This is a genomic window from Streptomyces sp. NPDC088747, assembly GCF_044751025.1.
Classification (GTDB): domain Bacteria; phylum Actinomycetota; class Actinomycetes; order Streptomycetales; family Streptomycetaceae; genus Streptomyces.
This window is the reverse complement of record NZ_JBIVKZ010000021.1, coordinates 1-22,417: the sequence shown is the minus strand read 5'-3', so window position 1 is coordinate 22,417 and position 22,417 is coordinate 1. Positions and strand designations below refer to the sequence as shown.

Sequence of the window (22,417 nt, the reverse complement as noted above, 5' to 3'; positions counted from 1 at the left end):
GCCCGAAGCACGCGAGCACTTGACTTCAAGTGCTCCTCAAGTTCCAGACTCCCGTTCGAGCCCGCGGATCTGCCGGGCTCGAACGGGACGGGAACCCCATGAAGTCCGCACGATCGGCACCGACCCGAGTACCCGCCGTGAGGTGAGCGTGCTCGCGCTCGGCGCCATGCTGTTCGGCTCGCTGACGGACGAGAAGACCTCCTTCGCCGTACTGGACCGCTAAGTCGAGGCCGACGGCAACTTCATCGACACGTCCGACAACTACATGTTCTGGGCCGACGGCGGCCAGGGCGGTCAGAGCGAGACACTGCTCGGCCGGTGGCGCCGCAGCCGCGGCATCGGCGACGAGATCGTCATCGCCACCAAGCTCGGCGCCCGGCCGCTGGCCCCCGGCACCAGCTACACCGACAACCCCGAGGGCCTCTCCGCGAAGGTCATCCGCGAGGCGCCCGATCCTGACCCCTCAGCCGACGGGTGACCGGTTTCCTGGCCCGTGTCTCTCCCGTGATCTGGTCGGCGTGTACGTCATGCAGGGCCAACGGCCCGCCGGCCTGGCGGGGTGCGCGGTGCTGAGACCTGCCGAGGTCGGGTTTGTGGTCGGGGTATTGCCCAGTACAGATCACATGGTCTGACGGTCGGCGGAGTCCCCGCGGGGGTCGTCGTCAGGGGTGAGGGTCACGGTGATCCGCTTGCCCGCCGGTTCCCGGTGAGGACAGGAACTCGGAGACACCGCCATGACGATCTCCAGGCCGTGCTGGCCGACCCATTCCGGGTCGGCGCCCGACGGTCTGCGGGAACCTCCTCCAAGCACGCCCGGCCCGGCTCGCCGGCCTTGCGGGACCCGGGCACGGAGGGCGGTCAGGCGACGCTCGCCCCGCCGCGACCGCTCTCGCCGCTACGGATCTTGGACCAAGCCCGTTCGGAAGCCCGCGAGTTCGCGGATTCTCGGATGCGGTCACGCCCCGACCCGCATCGACTGGAGCTGTGACAAGGACCTGTGCGTGAGTTCACCGCTCTGGTACTCGGACGGATTCGATCGTACGAGTCAAGGATGACGGCTCTTCGTTCGGCAGGTCAGGGCCCTTTCGCGCTGTCAGACTCCCGGAAGGGAACGCGCCGGTGGGGCGCGGCCGAGGCGGGAGCGGCGGGGCTGGGTGGGCGTGACCGAGCGCGGTTCGGCCGGTCGTGCTGCTCTGGGCGTGCCGCTCCGGACGGGGTGGGGCGTGACGGATCACGGCGTGCCGCGCGCACGCGCGGTGACGGAGGACTGGCCGGGCGAGCGACAGCGCGCTGGCGGACCCGGCGGGCAGCTACGGAACAGGGGGGCGCGTATGGGGCCGCGGCACGTGGCCTGCGTGATGGACGGCAACGGCCGTTGGGCGCAGCGGCGTTCGCTTCCCCGTACGGCGGGTCACCGGGCCGCGGAGACCGCCGTCATCGACGTCATCGAGGCGGCCCGGGCCGCCGGTGTGGAGTGGCTCAGCCTGTACGCCTTCTCCACCGAGAACTGGAACCGCCCTGGCCCCGAGGTCGAATTCCTGATGCGTCTGGTGCGCCGGGTTGTGCGCAAGCATGCGCCGCTGCTGCTCGCGCGCGGCATCCGCTGCCGTTTCCTCGGGGTCACCGACCCGCGCATCCCCCGTGAACTCGCCCAGGACTTCGGCGACTTGGCGGCACTGACCGCTGACAACCGGGGCATGACGCTGACCGTCGCCTTCGATCATGGCGGGCGCCGGGACATCGTCGAGGCGGCAAGGTCGCTGATCCGTAGCGGGACGCCCGCCGAGGGGGTGACCGAGAAGCTCTTCGCGGACCACCTGCCTTTCCCTGACACCCCCGATGTGGATCTGGTCATCCGCACCTCCGGTGAGCAGCGCATTTCCAACTTCATGCTCTGGCAGGTCGCCTACGCCGAGTGGGTTTTCCCCGACGCGCTCTGGCCGGACTTCCGGGTCCCCGACTTCCTCGCCTGCCTGAACACCTACCGGCATCGAGACCGCCGCTTCGGCGGCGTGCCCGCCTGGACGAACGGAGACCCAGCATGACCACCGAAACCACGGGTACGGCCGACGAGTTCTCACTGTTCGGCCCGAAATCGCAGTTCAGTGTCTCTTTCGACGATCCGCGCTGGGCTCTGGCCGTGATCCGCGCCACCGTACTGGAGGCCGCTCACCCGCAGATCGGCGCCGCCCTCGTCGACAACTCCACTTTCGTCGCCCACCCTTGGCGCCGACTGCGCAACACCTTCCTCAGCTTGCGGCGCATGTTCGGCACCGACCCGGCGGTACGCGAACGGGAGGCCGCCCGACTCAACCGGCTGCACGCCCGCATGAGCGGCTCCGACTCCAAAGGCCGCGCCTACGACGCGATGGACCGCGCGACCCGCGCCTGGGTGGTCGCCACCCTCTTCGAGAGCGCTGTCACGATGTGCCGGCTGAGCGGCCAGCCGCTCGACCAGGACACGATGGAGCGGATGTACGCCGAGTACCGCGGTTACCTCGCCGCGCTCGACGGCGACGCGGCGGAACTCCCCGAGGAACTGCACGACTTCTGGCGATACTTCGACCGGGTCGTCGAAAACGAGCTGGAGAACACCGAGGCGGCCCGCATCATTCTCTACCGGCTCTTCGACCACCTGCCCGCCCCTGCGCTGCTCGACGGCGCGCCGACACTGTGGGCGGCCGGCCGCGCTGTCGCCGGCCCGCTCCTCGGCGCGATCACTGTCGCCTCACTCCCCGAGCCCTACCGGCGCCGGGCCGGCCTGCCCGAGATGCCCGGCGCCCCCACCCTCATGCAAGGCGCCTACCTCGCCGCCGGGCTCGCCCGATTCCTGCCCAGGGGCTGGATCAACGCCGAAAGCATCATCGAAGCCCTCTCGCTCTCACCCGACAGCGACGACCCTCGCGCCCGCACCGTAACCGCCCTGCGCGCCCGCATGAAGCGGGCATCGGCCCTGCTCCGCCTCCTCACACCACTGAGCGCCGACACCCTCCCCGACCCGGTCCCTTCGGCGGGCACAGAAGAGAACCGACGCGCGGCGGAGGAGTTCTTCCGCCGAGTGCTGGACCAGACCGGCGACGGACACCTCGACTGGCCTGACCTCGCCGCCATGGCACGCGAACTCGCCACCCGCCTCGACCTGGACGAACCCGAGGAGACCCGGCTCTACGACGCCTTCGCCGCCTGGTGGCGCGAGCTCCAGGCCGCTCTCGACACGGACGGCGACGGCCGCGTCAGCGCCGAGGAGTACGCCACCGCAGTCCCCTCCCTCGCCGGCCCCGCGCTCATCCGCGTGGCCGAGGTCCTCTTCGACGCCACCGACAAGGACGGCAACGGGAGCATCGACGCGCACGAATACCGAACCCTCTTCCGCACCGCCTTCCACCGCGACCTCACCACCACCGACGGCGCCTACATCCGGAGCGCCTTCGTGGGCGACTTCGTCTCCTTCATGGCGGGCCGCCGCACGAACACCCCGTACGACCCCCTCCTCGCCGACGCCTGACGAGTTGGTACGTGATAGCGGATGAGGCGTCATGCCTGGCTGAGGGCATGATCCAACTGTGACGATCATGGTCAACCGGGCGGTGCTGGCGTATTGCCAGTTCACCGAGCCTCGCAGCGTCATCTGGCCTGCCGGGGTCCAGGAGTTGACGCTGCCGCGGGTGACCAATCTCGAAGGGCGTCGTCATACCTGCAGGGAACACCCCCGCCCGCGCAGGGGGCGCCGCGGTGGCCAGGTCCGCATGCCCGACTGGAACATCCCCGCCTGCGCGGGGACCACCGTCACATAGAGCGGAAGGGGGGCCGCGCCGACGGAACACCCCCGCCTGCGCGGCGACCACCGGGCGTGCAGAATTCGGACTGTGAGAGATCGCAGCTGTCGGCGTACCTTCTCCGGGCTGCTGTCAGCTCAGATTGTCGGCGTGTCGTCGATGGCTTCCTGGTGCGGTTCGACGATGAACTTCCAGCCGGCGCTGGGCTCCATGAACCGCACTCGGGTGGGGTAGATGTCCAAGGCGCGGCGGTCGCGGTTCTGGCCGCTCGTGCTCTTCCGCCCGCGGGCCGGCTCTTCGAACAGGTCGACCTTGACGTCCGGCACCGCCACGACTTCCTCGTTCCAGCGCTGAACGATTCCCGCGCCGAATGCTTCTCTTGCGGCGGTGTAGAGCGACTCCAGAGATTCCTTGTTCCCGTCGGGCACGAAGAGAGCGAGGTTCAGGAGGACGCCGGCGCTCTGAAGGACCTCGATTTCTTCCCCAGCTTCGTCGGCAATCCATATCCCATGCTCTTCGGAATTGTTCGGAAGAACATGAATTTCCTTACCGAAAATTGTCCTTGCGATGAAGGATCCTCCATCGAAATACTTTCCCGGCTTCGTGAGGAAAGCCGGAGCGTAGCAGTCGAGAGAAAGATCGTCCAGATCTGCCGAGACGAAGATCTCCTGCTGGAGGTCCAATTCTGAAACCTCCTCGGCCGTAAGGCGTCGAGCCATAATTTTTTCGGTGTTCATGCTATTTCTCCTTCTTCGTATGGCCACGGACAGTCCGAAGATCTGCTGCTCGCGGCTTGGCCATGGCTCCATCAGTAGGCCTGGGTTGGGGCCGATGCGAGTGGCGCCGACGGCTGAGCGCGTTGCTTGAGATCGCCGCCTGGACAAGATCCCAGACACGGGACCCGGGCGGCAAATCTTCATGGGGAAGGCGTAGGCGATAGCATCGCGTCCAGACACCCGAGGGCTTCCCGACCCGCTTCTTCGTTCAGGGCGCGCCCGGCTACGTAGACCTGTTGAGCTGTATCGGTTTGACGGCGATGATTTTTCGACGTGGATGTGTCGGTCGGGACGTGGAGCTTTGATAACGGCCGGTTGGATTGCGTGAGTAGCTCCTGAGTCGATATCAGGTGATTGGCCTGGCTGGAGTGAAGCAGTAAGGGGCTGGTGCTGCGGTGTTATTCGAGATGTGTCATCCACTCGATCTCGTCGTAGCGCTCCATAGCGGTGTCCTCGCGGTGGACCAGCCACAGGTACTCGAAGCCGCTGTCATGGTGGAGATGGGCGAAGAGTCTCCAGAAAGACGCCTTCCGCACCACCTCGTCAGTGAATTTCCAGTCCCAGTCGTCGTCGAGATCGATCATTTCGAGCTCCAACGGACCCGCAGATGCGAAGACGAGCATCGCACCTCCGAGCTGCAGGGATCTGTCGGGAGCAAAATAGCCTTTATCCAACAGCTCCATGGGACCGTGACACCGCCGGTACTCCGCCATCGCTTCCTCAAGGGCGGGATGCATCGTCGCGGGATGCTCTCTGTCCTCGATGTACGTGTACCACTCCGCGAGCGTCCACGCCGCGTAGGCGTGCAGCTCCCCGCTCTCCTCTGAATCCGTCAACTCGTCGGCGTAGGAACCCGGGAGCCACCGCGGTGACGCCGCGGGCTCCAGCACCAGAGAACCCGAACCGGGAAGCCCGAGCCCCAGGTCCAGGTGCCGGTGCGGAAGAGCGGCACAGTCGAGAAAGACCACCATCTCTTCCTCTTCCTCGTGCTCCCACCTGCCGACCGGCTCACCCACTTTGTCCCTGTTGATCACTACGCACGGCCGCAGGCACCGCAGAATCTCATCGACGGCACCCTGTGAAACCCCGCTCGCGCGCGCGGCTTCCGTGAATTCCTCACGACTCAGCATGCGGCACATCGTGGCAGGACCCACTGACAACCAGCCGGACGACCGACTCACCACATGGGATCCCTGCGATGGAGCGGGACTTCCCCAATCGGGGAAGTCCCGAGTCTCTTGGCGGCTGATGGCCACGAGGTTGAGCATCGCTTCGGACAGATGATCCACATGACCCTGCGCCAGGCACTGTTCGGCAAGCGCCGTGGCACGTAGGGAAGACTGTCCGGAGCGGGCCGTGCCTGCTCCGACGAGGAGGTTTTCCGAAACGGCACCATGTCCCAGGCCCGCCTCGCGAAGGAGGTCTGGGACCACGGGCGATACGCCGGGCACCGCGTCTGGGAGGGAGCCCGCGCCACCAACGGCCGCACGTTCCCGCTCTGGCAGCGCCACCACTGCACCCCCTCGGAGCGCTTCCCACGGCTGCATATCGGCCTGGCGGGAGAGGAGGAGCACCTTCTCGACAACCGCCGCCAGGCACTCACCGCCGACGTGAAGGGCATCGCCACCGTGGTCTGGGTGAACACCCTGCCCCGGTTGCAGCGCGGCGCCGGCGCCTGTTCCTTCTGCGAACGATGTGCCAAGTGTCAATCGGTGTGGTTCAGCCGCACCGGGCGGAGGTGTTCACCGTCATGCGGGACCTTGCCAGTCAGCTCCACCAGCGCAGCACGAGCCGCGGCGCGCGGCGCACCAGCATGGCGGCGGCCAGACCGATGGCGGCGCCGGCGGCGACGTCGCTGGGATAGTGGGCGCCGGACTGCACCCGCTCCACGGCCACCAGGGCGGCAGGCACCGCACAAACCGCCCCGGCAGCAGGCCAGGCCGATGCGGTGGCCGCGGTGAACGCAATGGCGGCCGCCGTGTGCCCGGAAGGAAACGACGACGACTCGGGCCGGTCCTTGGTCTCGTCGTGCGGGAACCACTGCTCGGGGGGCCGCTCCCGGTCGGCGAGCGGTTTGCACAGCCCATTGGAGACCATCTGCGCCAGCACCATGGCCGACACTCCCGCTGTCGCCGCCGTCCGGCCGCGCCACCCACCGGCCGCGGCCATCACCGCCGCTGCGCCGCACCACAGTTTCGTGCTCTCCGCGGCCTCTTCCACCGCTGACAGTGTCCGGTGCAGGACGGGCGGGGTGTCGGCGGCGAGCTTTATGGCCAGCTGCCGGTCTGTCCTGCGGATTGCTGCCAGAATGCTCATGGCCTGCGAGTATCCCGAAGATCACCGCTCATGCCTGCCGGCCGACGGGTCAGATCCCGTACAGGCGGCGCACGTCCTTCGGGCGTTGTCACCTACGTCGACACCACGACCCACCACGGCGACGCGTGCGTGACAACCCAGGCTGCCCAGGGCGCGCTGTACGCCTGGAAGAACCAGCTCACCAGCATGCTCCCCGAACCGCCAGAGGGAGAGGAAGATGCCGCCCACGAAACGCGCCCACCGGGAGCAACCGCGGATGCCCGGACGACCCCCGACCATGAGGCCCACTGCCTGCCCGCGTCCGTCGTTTCGAAGGAGTTCGAAACCAGTGACGCTCCTCCTCGGAATCAGAAGAATTCGCAGCGGCTCGAACTTCCGAGCCGCTCGTCCGAGTCCGATCCGCGAGACGGACTTGCTTCTCACCTGGGAGATTTACCGGATGTTTCGCACCTTGCGCCGCATGGGCGCGGTGGCCGCGTTCTGCCTGATCGCCAGCACTACTGTCGGCACAGCGTCGGCAGCCCCTCAAGCCGATCCCATCCAGACCTTCCGCAACCGGGCCAACGATGGGTGTCTCGACTACAACAGAGCGGATGGAGTGCGGAGCTACCCCTGCAACGGCGGCCCGTGGCAGCAGTGGCGAGTCCACGTGTGGGCCGACAACACCAGGCAGCTGCAGAACGTAGCAACGGGAGACTGTCTCTCCTACAACATTCTCGGAGGCGACACCATCGTAGGAGGTGCTTGCGATGCCAGCACCCTAGCGAGCTGGTACGTGCTCCGATATTCCAACGGCATCGCTTTCCAAAACCAATACGACGGGGATTGCCTGTCCACCAGCAGCGGATACATGCATCTCTCTGGCTGCACGGTGAATGACCCCGCACAGGCCTGGTTCTGAGGAAGCGTCGAGGCAGGGGACTCTCTTAAGAGCTTGGTCATCTTCGCCCGCAACGGTTTCAGCTTCCCGCGCACCGTCACCTCAAGGCCCAACTCCTCGCCGACGGCCCTGACCTGCACGGGGCCGTCGGCAGCCCGCACGATCGCCAGGATCTTGCGGTAGTCAGCGGGCAGCGCGGCCTCATCGCCCGTCCCGCCGCGGTACGCAACCAGCAAAACCGCCCGTCCCGCCACCCGGGCCGCCGTCGGAGACGTGACAGGACAAGCCGTTCCCCTCCGACCACGACCACCCGGGAACGCCAACCAGGCTGGCCGTGCTCCGGGACGTGGCGCGGGAGACCGGCGCGAGTGTGAACCAGGTGGTGCTCGCCTGGCAGATCGGCGGGCCGCTGCCGGTGATACCGCTGGCCGGGGCGTCCTCCGTGGCGCAACCGGAGGAGAACCTGGCGGCCCTGGACCTGGAACTCTCGGCGGACCAGCGGACCAGCGGACCAGCGGACCAGCGGACCAGCGGACCAGCGGGCCAGCGGACCAGCGGGCCCGGCTCGACACGGCCCACTGACGGGCGCGCTCCGGCCTATCTGCCACCCTCGCCCGCGGCCCGGAGCGTGGTGAGCAGGAGGGCGATGTCGTCCGGGCGCTCGGTGGCCTGGCGGGCCTCCGCGGTGAGCAGGTCGGCCGCGGCGGACACGGAGGGCCCGCCCGCCCGGCCGCGCCGCACGGACGCCCGGGACAGGGTCGCGCGGAGGGACTCCACGCCCTCGTCTATGTCGGTGCCGGGCCGCTCGACCAGGCCGTCCGTGTAGAGGGCCAGCACCGCGCTGGGCTCCAGCAGCAGTTCGGTCACCGGGTAATGGGCCTGCGGATCCACTCCGAGGACCACTCCGCCGGGCAGGTCCAGGACCTCCGTACGGCCGTCGGGGTGGCGCAGCAGCGGCTGCGGATGCCCCGCCCTGGCGGCCCGCGCGACACCCGTGACCGGATCCAGCCGGACGTAGCAACAGCTCGCGAACTGGCCCGGATCGAGGTCGATGAGGAGTCGGTTGGTGCCGCTCATCACCTCGTCCGGTGACCGGTCGCTCAGCGCGAACGCCCTTACCGCGCTGCGCAGTTGGCCCATGGTCGCGGCGGCCTGTACGCCGTGTCCCTGGACGTCGCCGATGACCAGGGCCAGCCCGTCGCCCGCCTCCACGACGTCGTACCAGTCGCCGCCCACGTCCATGCCCAGGGTGCCGGGCAGGTAGCGTCCGGCGGTGGTCACCAGGGGGTGTGCGGAGAGGCGGTGCGGGAGCAGCGCCTCCTGGAGTCCGCGCGCGAGCGCCGCCTCGTTGTCGTAGCGCCGGGCCCGCTCCAGGGCCTGGGCGATCAGTCCGGCGAGCGCCGTCAGCACCGTACGTTCCTCGGTGCTGAAGGCGCGGGAACGGTCGAAACCGAGGATGCAGGAGCCGACCGGGCGCCCCGAGGCGATCAGCGGCAGGAAGGCGCGGGCGCCCTCCTCGGCGTCCAGTGCGATGCCGGGGTAGGCCGCCACGAGCTGCTGCATCGACTCGTAGAAGAGCGGACGGCCGCTGGTGAGCGTCTCGACACCGGGCAGCCTGGTGTCGAGGCCGACTCCGTCGAAGGGGGCGAGGAAGCCCTCGGGGAAGCCGGTCTCCCAGGCCAGGTACATACGCCGGTCCTGGAGCAGATAGATGGCGAGCCTGCGTCCGCCGAACGCGGGCAGCAGCTCGCGCATCACCACTTCGGACACCTGACGTGCCGTCACCGCCTCGGTCAGCGCGATCGCCAGGACGATGGGTCGGTACAGCGCCGCCGTCGTGGGGGTGCCGTCCGCCGACTCGTCGGCCTCGTCCGCCGCTTCCGTCGCCTCGAACGGGTCGGCCCCCGCCGCGTCCACCACCCGCCCCATGGGCACGAGCTTGCAGGTCAGGGTGCCCGGTCCGGCGTAGACGGACATCGTGAGCCACTCACCGCCGTGCCGCCCCGGTGTCTGCCCGGGACTGTTCCCGTGCGGGCGTCTGACCTGGAAGTGCACCGGATCCGGTGACAGCAGGGCACCGCGCACATGATCCAGGTACGACGGCCGGTCCAGCCAGGGAACGGCCTCCCACAGCGGCCGCCCCAGCAGCTCCGCCCGCGTCCGGCCGAGCAGCTCGGCGGCGTGCGGGTTGGCGTAGATGATCAGCCCGAGCCGGTCGAGTGCGAACACCCCCTCCGGCAGGAGATCCGCCGCTCGGTCCGCGGCCGGTCCCGGACCCGGATCGACGAGCACACCGCTCACCCGGAACGGAGGACCGGGCGCCGCGCCCGAGGTCCACAGTGCCAGCAGCCGCAGCCCGGCGTCGCGGGTGCGCACCGGCAGCGGCATGGAGGGCGGCCGGCCGGCGGCGGTCTCCCGCAGGGCGGTGAGCAGCGGACGCGGATCCTCCCGGGAGAGCCTGCCGGCCAGGGCCTCCGGTGTGCCGGCGAAGTCGCCGGGGGTGGTGCCGAGGAGCTCCCACAGTGCGTCGTCCACGGTGAGCGTGCCGTCGGAGAGATTCCAGGTGAACCCTCCGACGCACCGTGCGGAGGGACCGTCGGCGGGCGCCTGCACGCACAGCGGCTCGTCGTCCCACATGACGACTCCGGGCCAGTCCTTGTCCAGCGCCGCCAGCGCGGCCCCCAGCTCCTCCGCCACGGCCGTCATCCGGTCACGGTCCGGCAGCACCTCGGTCGCGTCCGTGGCCGAGGGGCGCAGCACCGTCAGCACGCCGAAGGACGTCGAGGCGCCCACGACGGGGACGTACAGGGAACCGAACGAGAACGGCAGTCCGGCCGCCAGCTGCGGGTAGCGGCGCATCGTTTCCGTGGCATCGGTGAGCAGTACCTCCTCGCCGAGCCGGTGGACGTCGGCGACGGGGAACGGCAGGTCCACGTGCATCCGCCACCAGGGGCGGAACAGCTGACCGGGGAGGCCCGCGAGCACGGCCATCCGCAGCAGGCCGGGGGTGCTCGAACGCAGGTAGACGCCTCCCGCGAAGCCGCGGGCCGCCCGTACCGCGTCCGCCACTGCCCCGCTCAGCAGGGCGGGCAGGCTGTCCAGCGCCTGGCCCGCACGCTCGGCGCTCCCACTCATCGGTCTGCCCTCGTCCGCCCGCTGCCAGGGAGGTGTCACAGCAAGAATGCGCCTGACAGGCCCCTGACCGCACCTCGACGCTCACCCGGGCACGGGTCGCGCCGGTCGCTTCCGGCGGCCGAGGTCTGTTGTGCCCAGCGCGAAGATACCGGCTGCACGCGAGTTCAGGAGCCGCTCGGAAGCGAGTGATTCAGAAATCGGGGTCGGCGCGGAGTCACCGGAACGTGAGCGTCTCGGCGGCGACGGCGGCCACGGTCTCGGCCACCGCGGCGAGCGCGGGGAAGTCGAGCTTCCACTGCTGCCAGAACAGCGGAACCTCCACGCCCCGGTCCGGCGCCAGGTCGATCAACTGCCCGGTGCGCAGCAGGGGTTCGGCCTGCACCTCGGGCACCATCCCCCAGCCCACTCCGGCGGCGACGGCGGCGACGAACCCCTCCGACGTGGGCACGAGGTTGCGCAGCGCGCTCGCGCCGGACGCGCCCGGCAGGCCGCGGACGAAGTCGTCCTGGAAGTCGTCGTTCCGGTCGAAGACCACCACCGGGGCATCGGCGATCAGGCCGAGCGGATCCGCGCCCGTCCCGGCGCCGAGCCAACGCTCGGCGAACCCCGGGCTCGCCGTCGGCAGGTACCGCATTCGGCCGAGGGCACGGACGGAACAGCCCGGCACCGGGTCTGGCGACGAGGTCACCGCCGCCATCACCACGCCCTCGCGCAGCAGCGCGGCCGTGTGGTCCTCGTCCTCCCGGCGCAGCTCGAAGCAGATCCCGAGCTCTCGCGGCACCCGGGTGAGCGCGGGCAGGAACCAGGTCGCCAGCGAGTCGGCGTTCACCGCGATCGACAACCGTGTCGGCCCGCCCGAGCCCGTCATACCCAGCTCGGCACGCGCGTCGAGCTCCAGCCGGGCCAGTTGGCGCGCGAAGCGCACGACGACCTCACCCGACTCGGTCGGGCGCACCGGCTTCGTCCGCGTCAGCAGGACCCGGCCGGTGCGCTGCTCCAGCGCCTTGACCCGCTGACTGACCGCCGACGGCGTCACATGGAGCGCGCCCGCCGCAGCGTCGAAAGTGCCCTCGTCGACCACTGAGAGGAGGGTGCGGACCTGATCGAAAGGGAGTTCTGTCATCACACGTGCTAATGATACGTAAGAATCTTTAGCTGTACTCTTGACGATCTGCTTTCTAGCGTCGGTGTCATGACACACGCACTGACCACCGCGGCCGCCGGATTCGGCACCGGTCTCTCCCTCATCGTCGCCATCGGCGCGCAGAACGCCTTCGTCCTGCGCCAGGGGATCCGCCGCGACGCCGTACTCGCCGTGGTCGGGATCTGCGCGCTGTCCGACGCGGCCCTCATAGCCCTGGGCGTCGGCGGGGTCGGCGCCGTGGTCGTGGCCTGGCCCGCGGCGCTCACCGCGGTAGGTCTGATCGGCGGCACGTTCCTGGTCTGCTACGGATTCCTCGCCGCGCGACGGGTGCTGCGCCCCTCGGCCCTGGAGGCGGCGGCCACACCGACGGGCTCACGGCGCCGCGTCCTGCTCACCTGTCTGGCGCTGACCTGGCTCAATCCGCACGTCTACCTGGACACCGTGTTCCTGGTCGGCTCCCTCGCCGCCGACCGCGGCCCGGCACGCTGGACCTTCGGTCTCGGAGCGGTGCTGGCCAGCCTCTGCTGGTTCGCCGCGCTCGGGTTCGGGGCCCGGCTGCTCAGCCGCTTCCTGGCCCGGCCGTCGTCCTGGCGCGTGCTGGACGGCCTGGTCGCCACGACGATGCTCGCCATGGGCGCGATGCTGATCGCGGAAGCCTGACCCCACCGCACACCACCGGGGCAGGGCGTCCGAGGCCGAACCCCGTCGGCGAACACGCCTTCCGCTCGGTCATAGTGATCCCTGCAAGGAAAAAGATGTAACGAGCAACCAGGACGAGCGTGGACACCAGCAAGAGCGACACGGACAGCGATCCCGCGGCGGACGACCGGACACCGGGACCGGTGCCCGCGGACAGAAGCGGATGGCGCCGCTGGGCGATGGACACCCGGCCGCTGCGACGCCCGGCGTTCCGCCGCCTGTGGTCCTCGACCATCGTCACGGCCGTCGGCAGCCAGCTCACCGCGGTCGCCGTGCCCAAGCAGATCTACGACATCACCGGCTCCTCGGCCTGGGTCGGCTACGCGAGCATCGCCGGCCTGCTGCCCCTGGTGGTCTTCGCCCTGTGGGGCGGCGCGATCGCCGACAGCGTGGACCGGCGCAAACTGCTCCTCGTCACCAACACCGGCATGGCCGTCACGTCCGTCCTCTTCTGGGTACAGGCCGCCACCGGACTCGGCTCGGTGCTCGTGCTGATGGTGCTGCTCGCTCTCCAGCAGGCGTTCTTCGGCCTGAACTCCCCGGCCCGCCAGGCCTCCATCGCCCGCCTCGTTCCCAAGGACGAACTGCCCGCGGCCAACGCGCTCGGCTCCACCGTCATGCAGACGGGCCTGGTCGCCGGACCACTGCTGGCCGGCGCGCTCATCCCCGTCATCGGCCTGGCCGAGCTCTACCTGATCGACGCCGTCGCCCTGTGCGTCACCGTGTGGGCGGTCGTACGGCTTCCCGCGCTGCCGCCGCTGTCGGCCGCGGCGTCCAAGCGGGCCGGATGGCGTGAGGTCGCCGCCGGTTTCCGTTACATCGCCGGGCACAAGGTGCTGCTGCTGTCCTTCCTCGCCGACATCATCGCCATGGTCTTCGGCATGCCCCGCGCCCTCTTCCCGCAACTCGCGGCCCAGACGTTCGCTCCCTACGGCGAAGGCCTCGCGCTCGGCCTGCTCTTCGCGGCGATCCCCATCGGCGCGGTGCTCGGCGGCCTGTCCTCGGGCACGTTCTCCCGGATCCGCCGGCACGGACTGATGGTCATCGCCGCGGTGGTGGCCTGGGGAGCCGCCATCACCGGGTTCGGGCTGAGCACCAGTCTCTGGGCGGCGGTGGCCTTCCTCGCCGCGGCCGGAGTCGCCGACATGGTGTCCATGGTCTTCCGCGGGGCGATCCTGCTCTCCGCCGCGACCGACGAGATGCGCGGCCGTATGCAGGGCGTGTTCACCGTCGTCGTCGCGGGCGGCCCCCGTCTCGCCGACGTCCTGCACGGCACCGCGGGCTCGCTCTTCGGGGCCCGGGCCGCCGTCGTGGGCGGCGGGCTGCTGGTGATCGCCGCCACGCTCGTGCTGGCCACGGCCACACCGGCTCTGAGGCGTTACACGATCTGACCGCGGAGCTCCCCGGATTGGTCATAGAGTGACCGCCATGGGGGACACAAGACCTACCTCGGACTTCCACGCGCGCAACATCACCGTCGAGAGCGTCGCACGGCTGGTGGCGGCCCTGGACGCCCAGGACACGAACGACGGCGTCGGGCGGTTGCGCGCGTGGGCGCACACCGCGGTCGCCGCCCGCCCCGGCGAGCGTGCGATCGACATCGGCGCGGGCACCGGATCGCAGACCCAGGCACTGGCGGCCGCCGTCGCCCCGTACGGCGAGGTGCTGGGCATCGAGCCGAACGCCGGGCTCCGTATGGTCGCCGAGCAGCGCGCGGTCGAGACCGGCAGCCAGGCCCGTTTCGTGGACGGCGACGCGCTCACCCTGCACCTGCCCGACTCCTCGGTCGACATCGTGTGGTGCGAGCGGGTCCTCCAGCACCTCCTGGAGCCGGAGAAGGCCGTCGCCGAGATCGCGCGGGTGCTGCGCCCCGGCGGCCGTGTCGCTCTCCTCGACACCGACTGGGCGACCACGATCCTGCACCCCGGCGACCCCGAGATCGTCGCGGCGATCACCTCGGGCGCGCTGGACGCGGCGGCGGATCCCTACTCCGGACGCAAACTGGTCGGCCGGCTGACGGCCGCCGGACTGGTGATCGACGACCGCGGATCACAGGCGCTCCTCCAGGACCACACCTCCGTGGCCTGGCCACTGATCCGCATGCTGGGCGACTCCGCCGTACGCCGCGAACTCATCACCGAGGCACAGCGCGACCTCCTGTACCTGGACATCACGGAGGCCGCCGAGCGGGGAGCGCTGCACATGTCGGTGACGATGTTCGGAGCGGTCGCGCACCGGCCCTGGTAGAGACAGCGCTTTCGGCGAATAAGAGCGTTCGACGGAATTTCGACGGAATATGGCTGATCGTGCGTCGCCGAACGGAGTACTCCGCGGATTTTTCACCGCTATTGCGGGTACCCGAGCAAAATGAACACGGCGAGCTACGAACTCATTGCGGCGAGCGGGACGATGAAGGCGGGCGCGGCTTTCATCGGGGGGCTCATCATCGTCGCCGGCCTCATCTGGGCCGTCCGGCTGGGCATCAAGGTGCGGGGCCAGGAGCCGCCGCGGCCCACACCGGAAGAACAGCCCACTCTTCCTCCGTCCGGTCCGACCCATGAGATGCGGGAACGGCGGGAACCGGACGAGGTGCCGCACGCCGCGAACGAGAGCGAGCGGCTCAAGCCGACCCAGATGCACGCTTCGGGGAGCAAGCACGCCGACGACCAGAACCGGCGGCGCTGGGGCGCCGGCTCCGGTCGCGACAGCGGCGGCACCGGCCCGGAGGGTTCGGACCGGGTGTGAGCCCGGACGCCGCCCTCAGGGAAGATCAGCCGCCGAGTCCTTGGGAGCCAGGTCGGGCCGGAGGCGCAGCCACGAAGGCTGTCGCAGCAGCCCGGCTCTCGTGAAGGTGCTGTAGCGGACCTCGCCGACGAGCCGGGGCGACACCCAGCGGGCACCGCTCACCGGGGGGACGCCGTCGAAAGGACAGGTGTCGGTCTCGGCGGCTCGCAGCAGCCCGGCGAGTTCCGACCGCTCGGCCTCGCTCCAGCCGGTCCCCACACTCCCGGCATAGCGCAGCCGCCCCGCGTGACGCATCCCCACGAGCACGGCGCCGGGCAGCCCGGACAGCCGCCCTCGGCCGGGAACCCAGCCGCCGACGATGACATCGACGGCCCGTACGTTGCGAATCTTGATCCAGGCGCGTGAGCGCACCCCCGGCTCGTACACCGAGTCCAGCCGCTTGCACACCAGCCCCTCCAGGCCGCTCTCGCTCGTCGCCCGCAGAGCCAGGTCCCCGTGTCCGACGAGCGCGGTCGGCGTCGACCAGAACGGCCCGCTGAGAGCGAGCCCCTCCAGCGCCCGCCGCCGCCGGACGTACGCGAGTGAGGTCAGGTCGTCCCGCAGCCGCATGACGTCGAAGAGGACGAGGTGCGCGGGTGTCCGCGCCGCGCGCTGGGCGGCCTTGGCGGGGGACCGGGCCAGCCCCATACGGGACTGCAGGAGCTGGAAGTCGCCGCGGCCCTGCTCGTCCAGGACCAGCACCTCACCGTCCAGGATCGCCGGCGTCTCGCCGAGGGCGCCGCCCAGCGCACCGAGTTCCGGGTACGCGGTCGTGATGTCCTCCCCCGACCGCGCACGCAGTACGACGCTGCCGTCCCCGGGCAGATAGATCACGGCACGCTGGCCGTCGTGCTTGGTCTCGTACGCCCACCGATCGTCCTGCGCGGCGGGCGGCAGGACGCCGGGGGTGGCGAGCATGGGAGCGATCCGGGGCAGTCTCACAGGTGTCTTGTCGACAGCCGCCGAGGCGACCACTCGTCCCCGCGCGCCCTTTCGCCTGAACGGCGTCGCCCTGTGAGCCCGGCTGCCGCCTATCCCTCCATCGCCTGGGCCATCAGGGTCTGAAGGTGGAGTCCGCGGTGCACGTCGAGCTCACCTGACTTGCCCGTGCGTACGGCGGTGGCGAACTCCCGGCGCAGCACGGGCAGGCTCTCCTCGTGGTCGATGTCGGCGCCGTCGTACACGAGCTCGGGATGCGGGCCGAACAGCTCGATCCGGGTGATGCCGTTCTCGACGTTCACCGATCCCGACAGCGAGGCCTGGCTCACCGCACCGCTCGCGTGTTCGCAGGTGAGCTCGATCCAACGGCGAGGGTCTCCGGTGCCGCGCACCCGCACGATGGGCCCCATCGCCGCGTCGAGCAGGTCGAGAACGTGCGGTCCGAGGTCCAGCAGCGCCCCGTGTTCGAGGCGCCAGGGCGTCGCGAACTCGCCGCCGAGGAAGGCGCCGGTCACCATGCACGCCCGGGCTCCAACGGCCTCGACGCTCCGGGCCGCCGCCAGGAACCGCCGGGTGGCCGGGTTGTAACGACTCGTCAGGACGACCTGGGAGACGACGCCCGCCGTGTCGACGGCGTCCACGAGACGTTGCGCGGACGGCAGGTCCATCGCGAGCGGCTTCTCCAGCAGCAGCGCCTTGCCGGCCGCGGCGGCACGACAGGCGAGTTCCGCCTGGACGAAGGGTGGAACCGCGAAGGCGACCGCTTCGCAGGTGTCGAGCAGCTCCTCGAAGCTCGCGACGACCTCGGCTCCGTAGGGCGCGGCCGTCTCCTGGGCCGCCTCGGCGCGGCGCGCCCACACCGCGGTCAGCTGCGTCTCGGGTCCGGCGGCGAGCACGCGCGCGTGCACGCCGCGCGCCCATGGCCCGGCGCCGACGAGCCCGACCTTGACTGGTGAATGGGTCCAGGGAAGAGAAGCGCCGGTCACGAGAGATCTCCTTTGCGGTGTGAGCGCACCAACTTCATCACGACGCGGAGGGCTGGAACCAGGGGGGTGGTCATTGGCGCGAAAGCGGCAGCGGTGCTCACGCGGGCATTCACGCGGCGATTCACCCGGGGCCGACCGCGCGGGGTTCGGTGTGGCGTGCACCGGCGTGCGGAAAGGGCCTCCTCGCGCCTCTGTCGGCGACGGCGTGTGTCACGTCATCATCTGGTGCATGAATCCCACACAGGACAAACCGGGCGCCGCGGGCGACCCCTCGCTTCCCGCACTCCCGGAGGACTGGCAGCGATGTCTGGCCGTGGCCGCCCACCCGGACGACATCGAGTACGGCACCGCGTGCGCCGTCGCCCGCTGGACCGCGCAGGGCAAGAGCGTCACCTACCTGCTGGCGACCCGTGGCGAAGCCGGCATCGACAGCCTGCACCCGGACCGGGCGGCGCCGCTGCGGGAGGCGGAGGAGCGGGCCGGGGCCCGTGAGGTCGGCGTCGACACGGTCGAGTTCCTCGATCACCGCGACGGCGTCGTCGAGTACGGGCCCGCCCTGCGGCGTGAGATCGTGCGGGCGATGCGCCGTCTCCGGCCCGAGATCGTGGTGTCGGGCGCGTTCACCGTACGTATGATCGGCGGCCTCACCAACCAGGCGGACCACCGTGCGGTGGGCCTGGCCACCCTGGACGCGGCACGGGACGCGGGCAACCGATGGATCTTCCCGGAACTGGCCGAAGAGGGGCTCGAACCCTGGAACGGGATTCGCATGGTGTGCTTCGCGGGCCCCGAGCGGCCCACCCACGCCGTGGACGTCACGGGCGACGCCTTGGAGCGGGGGATCGCCTCGCTGGAGGCCCACGCCGAGTACACCAAGGGCCTCGGCGCCGGTGCCTTCGAACCCCGGCCGTTCCTCACCTGGGCCGCGGGAATGGGCGGTCCGGCCCTCGGTGTCGAGTCGGCGGTTCTCTTCGATGTCCACCAGCTCGTTCCCGAGGGCCCGCCGCCCTGGGTGTAGGGGCATGCCCTACGCGGGGCGGAGCCAGATGGTGGCGAGCGGTGGGAGGGTGAGCCGGATGCCCGCGGGCCGGCCGTGGGTGGGGTGGGGTTCGGCTTTGAGCGGGTCGGGGTTGGTGACGTCGCTGCCGCCGTAGCGCAGGGAGTCGGTGTTGAGGACTTCCTGCCAGGTGGGGATGTCCTCGGGAACGCCGATGAGGTAGTCGTGGCGGACCGCGGGGGAGAAGTGGGTGACGGCGAGAAGCGGGGTGCCGTCGGCGGCGTGGCGCATGAAGGCGAAGACGTTGTCGTCGGCGGCGTCGCCGACGATCCAGGTGAAGCCGGACGGGTCGGTGTCGCGTTCCCAGAGGGCGGCCTCGTCGCGGTAGACGGCGTTCAGATCACGGACGAGATCCTGGACGCCCCGGTGGCCGGGCTCGGCGCCGTAGGCGGGGTCGAGGAGCCACCAGTCGGGTCCGTGCGCTTCGTCCCACTCATCGCCCTGGGCGAACTCCTGCCCCATGAAGAGGAGTTGCTTGCCGGGGTGGGCCCACATGAAGGCGAGGTAGGCGCGCAGGGTGGCGCGCTGCTGCCACCAGTCGCCGGGCATCTTGGAGACGAGCGAGCGCTTGCCGTGCACGACCTCGTCGTGCGAGATCGGCAGGACGTAGTTCTCGCTGTAGGCGTACATCATCGAGAACGTCATCTCGTTGTGGTGGTACTTGCGGTGGATCGGCTCGTGCTGCACGTACTCGAGTGAGTCGTGCATCCAGCCCATGTTCCACTTCAGCCCGAAGCCGAGGCCGCCCTCCGAGGTCGGGCGGGTGACACCGTCCCAGGCGGTGGACTCCTCGGCGATGGTGACGACGCCGGGGTTGCGGCGGTAGACGGTGGCGTTCATCTCCTGGAGGAAGGCGACGGCGTCCGGGTTGTCGCGCCCGCCGTGTTCGTTGGGGGTCCACTGGCCGGCTTCGCGGGAGTAGTCGAGGTAGAGCATGGAGGCGACGGCGTCGACGCGCAGGCCGTCGATGTGGAACTCCTCGCACCAGTAGGTGGCGTTGGCGACGAGGAAGTTGCGGACCTCGCGGCGTCCGTAGTCGAACTCGAGGGTGCCCCAGTCGGGGTGGGCGGCGCGCAGCGGGTCCTCGTGCTCGTAGAGGGGGCGTCCGTCGAACTCGGCCAATGCCCAGTCGTCGCGCGGGAAGTGCGCGGGGACCCAGTCCATGAGGACGCCGATGCCGGCCCGGTGCAGGGCGTCGACGAGGTACTTGAAGTCGTCGGGGGTGCCGAGGCGGGCGGTCGGGGCGTAGAAGCCGGTGACCTGGTAGCCCCACGACCCGCCGAAGGGATGCTCCGCCACCGCCATGAACTGCACGTGGGTGAAGCCGAGGTCGGAGACGTACGCGGGGAGCTGCTCCGCGAGTTGACGGTACGTCAGGCCTGGTCGCCAGGAGGCGAGGTGGATCTCGTAGACCGAGAACGGCGCCTCGTGCACCGCACGTGAGCCCCGGTCCGCCATCCAGTCGGTGTCCTCCCACGTATGGGACGACGCCGTGACGATCGATGACGTGTTGGGCGGGACCTCGGTGCGCCGGGCCATCGGGTCCGCGCGCAGGGTCCGGGAGCCGTCGGGCCGGGTGATGTCGAACTTGTAGAGCTCACCCTCGCCCATCCCGGGGAGGAAGAGCTCCCACACCCCACTGGCGCCGAGCGAGCGCATCGGAAATCCCGCGGAGCCGTCCCAGTGGCAGAACTCCCCGCAGACCCTGACCCCTTGGGCGTTCGGCGCCCACACGGTGAAGCGGGTGCCGGCGACCCCTTCGTGGATCATCGGGTGGGCGCCCAGGGCCCTCCACAGTTCCTCGTGGCGCCCTTCGTGGATCAGATGCAGATCGAGTCTGCCGAGCGCGGGCAGGAAGCGGTACGGGTCCTGGACCTCGAGCTCCGCGCCCGAGTACGTGACCGACAGCGTGTACTCGGGGATCGTGTCGAGCGGCAGTACGCCGGAGAAGAGCCCGTCACCGATGTCCTCCAGCTCACTGCGCTGCCCGTTCACCAGCACGGCCACGGCCTGGGCGTGCGGGCGCAGCGCGCGGAACAGGACGCCGTCCGCGACCGGGTGCGCGCCGAGCAGCGCGTGCGGATCGTGGTGGGCGCCCGACAACAGGCGTGCCCGGTCGGTCGGGTCCAGTGAGACGTCGATCGACGCGTCGAGCGAAGGGGCCGGCCGAACGCCGACCGATGCGGTGCGGACTGTCACGGCTTCAGCCTCCTCAAGGGGATGGGGAACATCGGTGGGGATCGTCGCCCTGCGCATCTCAGCCGCCTTCCGCGAGTCGTTCGACCGCGGCCATGGGCACGGGCAGCCAGTCGGGGCGGTGCCGGGCCTCGTACAGCACTTCGTACACGGCCCGGTCGGTCTCGTAGGCGCGCAGCAGTTCAAGCTCGTCGCGCGGGTCCCATGCCGCCTCGGCGGCGTAACCGGCGCAGAAGGACTCCCGGCACCGAAGCGCCCACTGCGGACGCCACGGGTGGCGGGACCGGGCGGCATAGTCGAAGGAGCGCAGCATGCCCGCGACATCCCGTATGGGCGACTGCACGCGGCGGCGCTCGGCGAGCGGGCGGGCCGGCTCACCCTCGAAGTCGATGACCGACCACTCCCGGCCGGCCCGCAGTACCTGTCCGAGGTGCAGGTCACCGTGGATGCGCTGGGCGGGACGGACCGCCGGGTCGAGGGCGGCGAGCGTGTCGAAGGCGGACCGCAGCCCGGACGCGTACGGCCGCAGTTCGGGCACGGAGCGCGCGGCGGCGTCGAGCCGCTCGGTCATGCCCTCCGCGAGCCGCCGGTTCTGGCGTCGGCTCGGCGCGTCGACGGGGAAGGCGGTGGCCAGGGCGAGATGCACCTCCGCGGTGGCGCGCCCCAGTTCGTACGCCTCGTCGGTGAACTCCCGTCCCGAGGTGAGGGACTGGAGCGCCAGGGTCCAGCCGTCGTCGGCCTCGCGCAGGAACGGCTGGAGCACTCCGAGCGTGGCCTCGCGCGGGTGCGAGGTCCGGATCCAGGCGGCGGGGGCGGGGACCCGGGTGCAGCCCTGCCTGGCGAGCGCCGACGGGACCTCCAGGTCCGGGTTGATGCCGCTCTGGACGCGGCGGAAGACCTTGAGGATGAACGAATCCCCGTACACCAGCGAGGAGTTGGACTGTTCGGCGTCCAGGAGGCGCGGGGTGAGCCCGCCGGGCACCTCGACCCGCGGGTCGCGTTCGAACCGCAGGGGGCCGGCGGTTCCCGGCGTGCGCAGCCGCTCCAGCAGCATCCCCGCCGCCTTGGGGTCGTGGAGGGCGTCGTACACGACCAGATCGGCGAGCGGACCCGCGCTCGGGCGCCCGATGACGGCGTGCGCCAGGCTGGGCGGCAGGGCCTTCCCCACGCCCAGGAGCAGCTGGTAGCAGTCGTCCGGCGGCGGAGCGGCGGTGCCGCCGTGGGCGGGCAGCGCGAAGTGTTCGGTGCGGACCAGGAGGTGCAGGCACCCCGGGTACAGCTCGGTCGTCGACACCAGCGTCAGATCCGTGACGGGGCGGCCCTTGCCCGCGAACCAGCGCTGCCGTGGCAGCCATGCGCGCAGCAGCTCGGCGAGCGAGGTGAGCAGCGGAGCGGGGCCGAGGCCGCTCGGACGGTGCGGCGCGGTCTGCTGCATGGCGACACGTCCTTTCAGGGACAGGCGGTCTTTGCGGGGCACTTGGCCGGGATGAACGGGGCGCGGTCAGGCACGCCTGATGATGCTGGGGGCCACCGCGCGGCGGAGCCGGAACCAGTAGAAGCCGTGGCCCGCGAGGGTCAGCAGATAGGGGAGTTCACCGATGGCGGGGAAGCGGACCCCGCCGATCAGCTCGACGGGATGCCTGCCGTTGAAGGCGCTGAGGTCGAGTTCGGTGGGTTGGGCGAAGCGGGAGAAGTTGTGGACGCACAGGACGAGGTCGTCCTTGTATTC

At 70.3% G+C, this 22,417-nt stretch carries 19 protein-coding genes and 2 pseudogenes; 11 read left to right on the top strand and 10 right to left on the bottom strand.

Going from position 1 to position 22,417, the window contains the following annotated elements; all coding sequences use genetic code 11:
* Positions 1-67 precede the first annotated feature (67 nt).
* The 4 genes and pseudogenes from ACIP79_RS36040 to ACIP79_RS36025 form a co-directional block, all read left to right on the top strand.
* Positions 68-454: pseudogene (locus ACIP79_RS36040) on the top strand (aldo/keto reductase); the annotation flags it as partial.
* A gap of 877 nt (positions 455-1,331) precedes the next feature.
* On the top strand, positions 1,332-2,045 hold the full coding sequence (gene uppS / locus ACIP79_RS36035; RefSeq protein ID WP_401230482.1) for a polyprenyl diphosphate synthase: 714 nt from the start codon (positions 1,332-1,334) through the stop codon (positions 2,043-2,045).
* Positions 2,042-3,505 (top strand): oxygenase MpaB family protein, encoded by a 1,464-nt coding sequence (locus ACIP79_RS36030; protein WP_401230479.1) that lies wholly within the window; start codon positions 2,042-2,044, stop codon positions 3,503-3,505. The genes uppS and ACIP79_RS36030 overlap by 4 nt, the downstream gene beginning before the upstream one ends.
* A gap of 58 nt (positions 3,506-3,563) precedes the next feature.
* Positions 3,564-3,794 carry a hypothetical protein gene (locus tag ACIP79_RS36025; protein WP_401230477.1) on the top strand — a complete coding sequence of 77 codons (231 nt, stop codon included), beginning with the start codon at positions 3,564-3,566 and terminating at the stop codon, positions 3,792-3,794.
* A 119-nt stretch (positions 3,795-3,913) separates the two neighbouring features.
* Here the strand turns inward: ACIP79_RS36025 and ACIP79_RS36020 are convergent, their stop codons facing one another.
* From ACIP79_RS36020 to ACIP79_RS36010, 3 genes are all read right to left on the bottom strand, one after another.
* Positions 3,914-4,513: a hypothetical protein gene (locus ACIP79_RS36020; protein ID WP_401230475.1), complete on the bottom strand. Its 600-nt coding sequence runs from the start codon at positions 4,511-4,513 to the stop codon at positions 3,914-3,916.
* 437 nt (positions 4,514-4,950) lie between these two features.
* Positions 4,951-5,682, bottom strand: coding sequence for a hypothetical protein (locus tag ACIP79_RS36015; protein WP_401230472.1), 732 nt, complete (start codon positions 5,680-5,682; stop codon positions 4,951-4,953).
* A 637-nt stretch (positions 5,683-6,319) separates the two neighbouring features.
* Positions 6,320-6,868 carry a phosphatase PAP2 family protein gene (locus ACIP79_RS36010; protein WP_401230470.1) on the bottom strand — a complete coding sequence of 183 codons (549 nt, stop codon included), beginning with the start codon at positions 6,866-6,868 and terminating at the stop codon, positions 6,320-6,322.
* A gap of 328 nt (positions 6,869-7,196) precedes the next feature.
* Between ACIP79_RS36010 and ACIP79_RS36005 the strand changes: the two genes are divergently transcribed.
* Both ACIP79_RS36005 and ACIP79_RS36000 read left to right on the top strand, forming a co-directional pair.
* On the top strand, positions 7,197-7,769 hold the full coding sequence (locus ACIP79_RS36005) for an RICIN domain-containing protein (RefSeq protein ID WP_401230467.1): 573 nt from the start codon (positions 7,197-7,199) through the stop codon (positions 7,767-7,769).
* A 259-nt stretch (positions 7,770-8,028) separates the two neighbouring features.
* Positions 8,029-8,250 (top strand): annotated as a pseudogene (locus tag ACIP79_RS36000) (aldo/keto reductase); the annotation flags it as partial.
* A 95-nt stretch (positions 8,251-8,345) separates the two neighbouring features.
* On the opposite strand, the gene ACIP79_RS35995 reads toward ACIP79_RS36000, so the two are convergent.
* A complete protein-coding gene (locus tag ACIP79_RS35995) occupies positions 8,346-10,883 on the bottom strand; it encodes a SpoIIE family protein phosphatase (RefSeq protein WP_401230465.1) in 2,538 nt (845 codons plus the stop codon).
* Between the two features lie 214 nt (positions 10,884-11,097).
* Positions 11,098-12,009, bottom strand: coding sequence for a LysR family transcriptional regulator ArgP (locus ACIP79_RS35990; RefSeq protein WP_401230463.1), 912 nt, complete (start codon positions 12,007-12,009; stop codon positions 11,098-11,100).
* Between the two features lie 66 nt (positions 12,010-12,075).
* Here ACIP79_RS35990 and ACIP79_RS35985 point away from each other — a divergent pair, with 66 nt between their 5' ends.
* The 4 genes from ACIP79_RS35985 (at position 12,076) to ACIP79_RS35970 (ending at position 15,471) form a co-directional block, all read left to right on the top strand.
* Positions 12,076-12,687 (top strand): LysE/ArgO family amino acid transporter, encoded by a 612-nt coding sequence (locus tag ACIP79_RS35985; RefSeq protein ID WP_401230461.1) that lies wholly within the window; start codon positions 12,076-12,078, stop codon positions 12,685-12,687.
* A gap of 119 nt (positions 12,688-12,806) precedes the next feature.
* Positions 12,807-14,117, top strand: a complete 1,311-nt coding sequence (locus tag ACIP79_RS35980) for an MFS transporter (protein ID WP_401230459.1) — start codon at positions 12,807-12,809, stop codon at positions 14,115-14,117.
* Positions 14,118-14,154: 37 nt separating this feature from the next.
* Positions 14,155-14,973 carry a methyltransferase domain-containing protein gene (locus ACIP79_RS35975; RefSeq protein ID WP_387186693.1) on the top strand — a complete coding sequence of 273 codons (819 nt, stop codon included), beginning with the start codon at positions 14,155-14,157 and terminating at the stop codon, positions 14,971-14,973.
* A 120-nt stretch (positions 14,974-15,093) separates the two neighbouring features.
* Complete coding sequence (locus ACIP79_RS35970) at positions 15,094-15,471, top strand: DUF6479 family protein (protein WP_401230456.1); 378 nt, start codon at positions 15,094-15,096, stop codon at positions 15,469-15,471.
* A gap of 15 nt (positions 15,472-15,486) precedes the next feature.
* On the opposite strand, the gene ACIP79_RS35965 is transcribed toward ACIP79_RS35970, so the two are convergent.
* Together ACIP79_RS35965 and ACIP79_RS35960 are read right to left on the bottom strand one after the other, a co-directional pair.
* A complete protein-coding gene (locus tag ACIP79_RS35965) occupies positions 15,487-16,428 on the bottom strand; it encodes an ATP-dependent DNA ligase (RefSeq protein WP_401230454.1) in 942 nt (313 codons plus the stop codon).
* Between the two features lie 113 nt (positions 16,429-16,541).
* A complete protein-coding gene (locus tag ACIP79_RS35960) occupies positions 16,542-17,435 on the bottom strand; it encodes a Gfo/Idh/MocA family protein (protein ID WP_401230451.1) in 894 nt (297 codons plus the stop codon).
* A 229-nt stretch (positions 17,436-17,664) separates the two neighbouring features.
* Here ACIP79_RS35960 and ACIP79_RS35955 point away from each other — a divergent pair, with 229 nt between their 5' ends.
* A complete protein-coding gene (locus ACIP79_RS35955; protein ID WP_401230448.1) occupies positions 17,665-18,453 on the top strand; it encodes a PIG-L deacetylase family protein in 789 nt (262 codons plus the stop codon).
* Positions 18,454-18,462: 9 nt separating this feature from the next.
* Here ACIP79_RS35955 and glgB read toward each other — a convergent pair whose 3' ends face one another.
* The 3 genes from glgB to ACIP79_RS35940 all read right to left on the bottom strand — a co-directional run.
* On the bottom strand, positions 18,463-20,748 hold the full coding sequence (glgB, locus tag ACIP79_RS35950; RefSeq protein ID WP_401230445.1) for a 1,4-alpha-glucan branching enzyme: 2,286 nt from the start codon (positions 20,746-20,748) through the stop codon (positions 18,463-18,465).
* Position 20,749: 1 nt separating this feature from the next.
* Positions 20,750-22,123, bottom strand: a complete 1,374-nt coding sequence (locus ACIP79_RS35945; protein WP_401230442.1) for a phosphotransferase — start codon at positions 22,121-22,123, stop codon at positions 20,750-20,752.
* A 66-nt stretch (positions 22,124-22,189) separates the two neighbouring features.
* On the bottom strand, positions 22,190-22,417 hold a 228-nt coding region (locus ACIP79_RS35940), incomplete at its 5' end, for an alpha-glucosidase C-terminal domain-containing protein (protein WP_401230440.1).

Coding starts and splice junctions, on each gene's coding strand:
- ACIP79_RS36020 (WP_401230475.1), bottom strand. CDS start 4,513: ATGAACACCGAAAAAATTATGGCTCGACGCCTTACGGCCGAGGAGGTT.
- ACIP79_RS35970 (WP_401230456.1), top strand. CDS start 15,094: ATGAACACGGCGAGCTACGAACTCATTGCGGCGAGCGGGACGATGAAG.
- ACIP79_RS35945 (WP_401230442.1), bottom strand. CDS start 22,123: ATGCAGCAGACCGCGCCGCACCGTCCGAGCGGCCTCGGCCCCGCTCCG.
- ACIP79_RS35975 (WP_387186693.1), top strand. CDS start 14,155: ATGGGGGACACAAGACCTACCTCGGACTTCCACGCGCGCAACATCACC.
- ACIP79_RS36015 (WP_401230472.1), bottom strand. CDS start 5,682: ATGCTGAGTCGTGAGGAATTCACGGAAGCCGCGCGCGCGAGCGGGGTT.
- uppS (WP_401230482.1), top strand. CDS start 1,332: ATGGGGCCGCGGCACGTGGCCTGCGTGATGGACGGCAACGGCCGTTGG.
- ACIP79_RS35965 (WP_401230454.1), bottom strand. CDS start 16,428: ATGCTCGCCACCCCCGGCGTCCTGCCGCCCGCCGCGCAGGACGATCGG.
- glgB (WP_401230445.1), bottom strand. CDS start 20,748: ATGCGCAGGGCGACGATCCCCACCGATGTTCCCCATCCCCTTGAGGAG.
- ACIP79_RS35955 (WP_401230448.1), top strand. CDS start 17,665: ATGAATCCCACACAGGACAAACCGGGCGCCGCGGGCGACCCCTCGCTT.
- ACIP79_RS36010 (WP_401230470.1), bottom strand. CDS start 6,868: ATGAGCATTCTGGCAGCAATCCGCAGGACAGACCGGCAGCTGGCCATA.
- ACIP79_RS35995 (WP_401230465.1), bottom strand. CDS start 10,883: ATGAGTGGGAGCGCCGAGCGTGCGGGCCAGGCGCTGGACAGCCTGCCC.
- ACIP79_RS36030 (WP_401230479.1), top strand. CDS start 2,042: ATGACCACCGAAACCACGGGTACGGCCGACGAGTTCTCACTGTTCGGC.
- ACIP79_RS35985 (WP_401230461.1), top strand. CDS start 12,076: ATGACACACGCACTGACCACCGCGGCCGCCGGATTCGGCACCGGTCTC.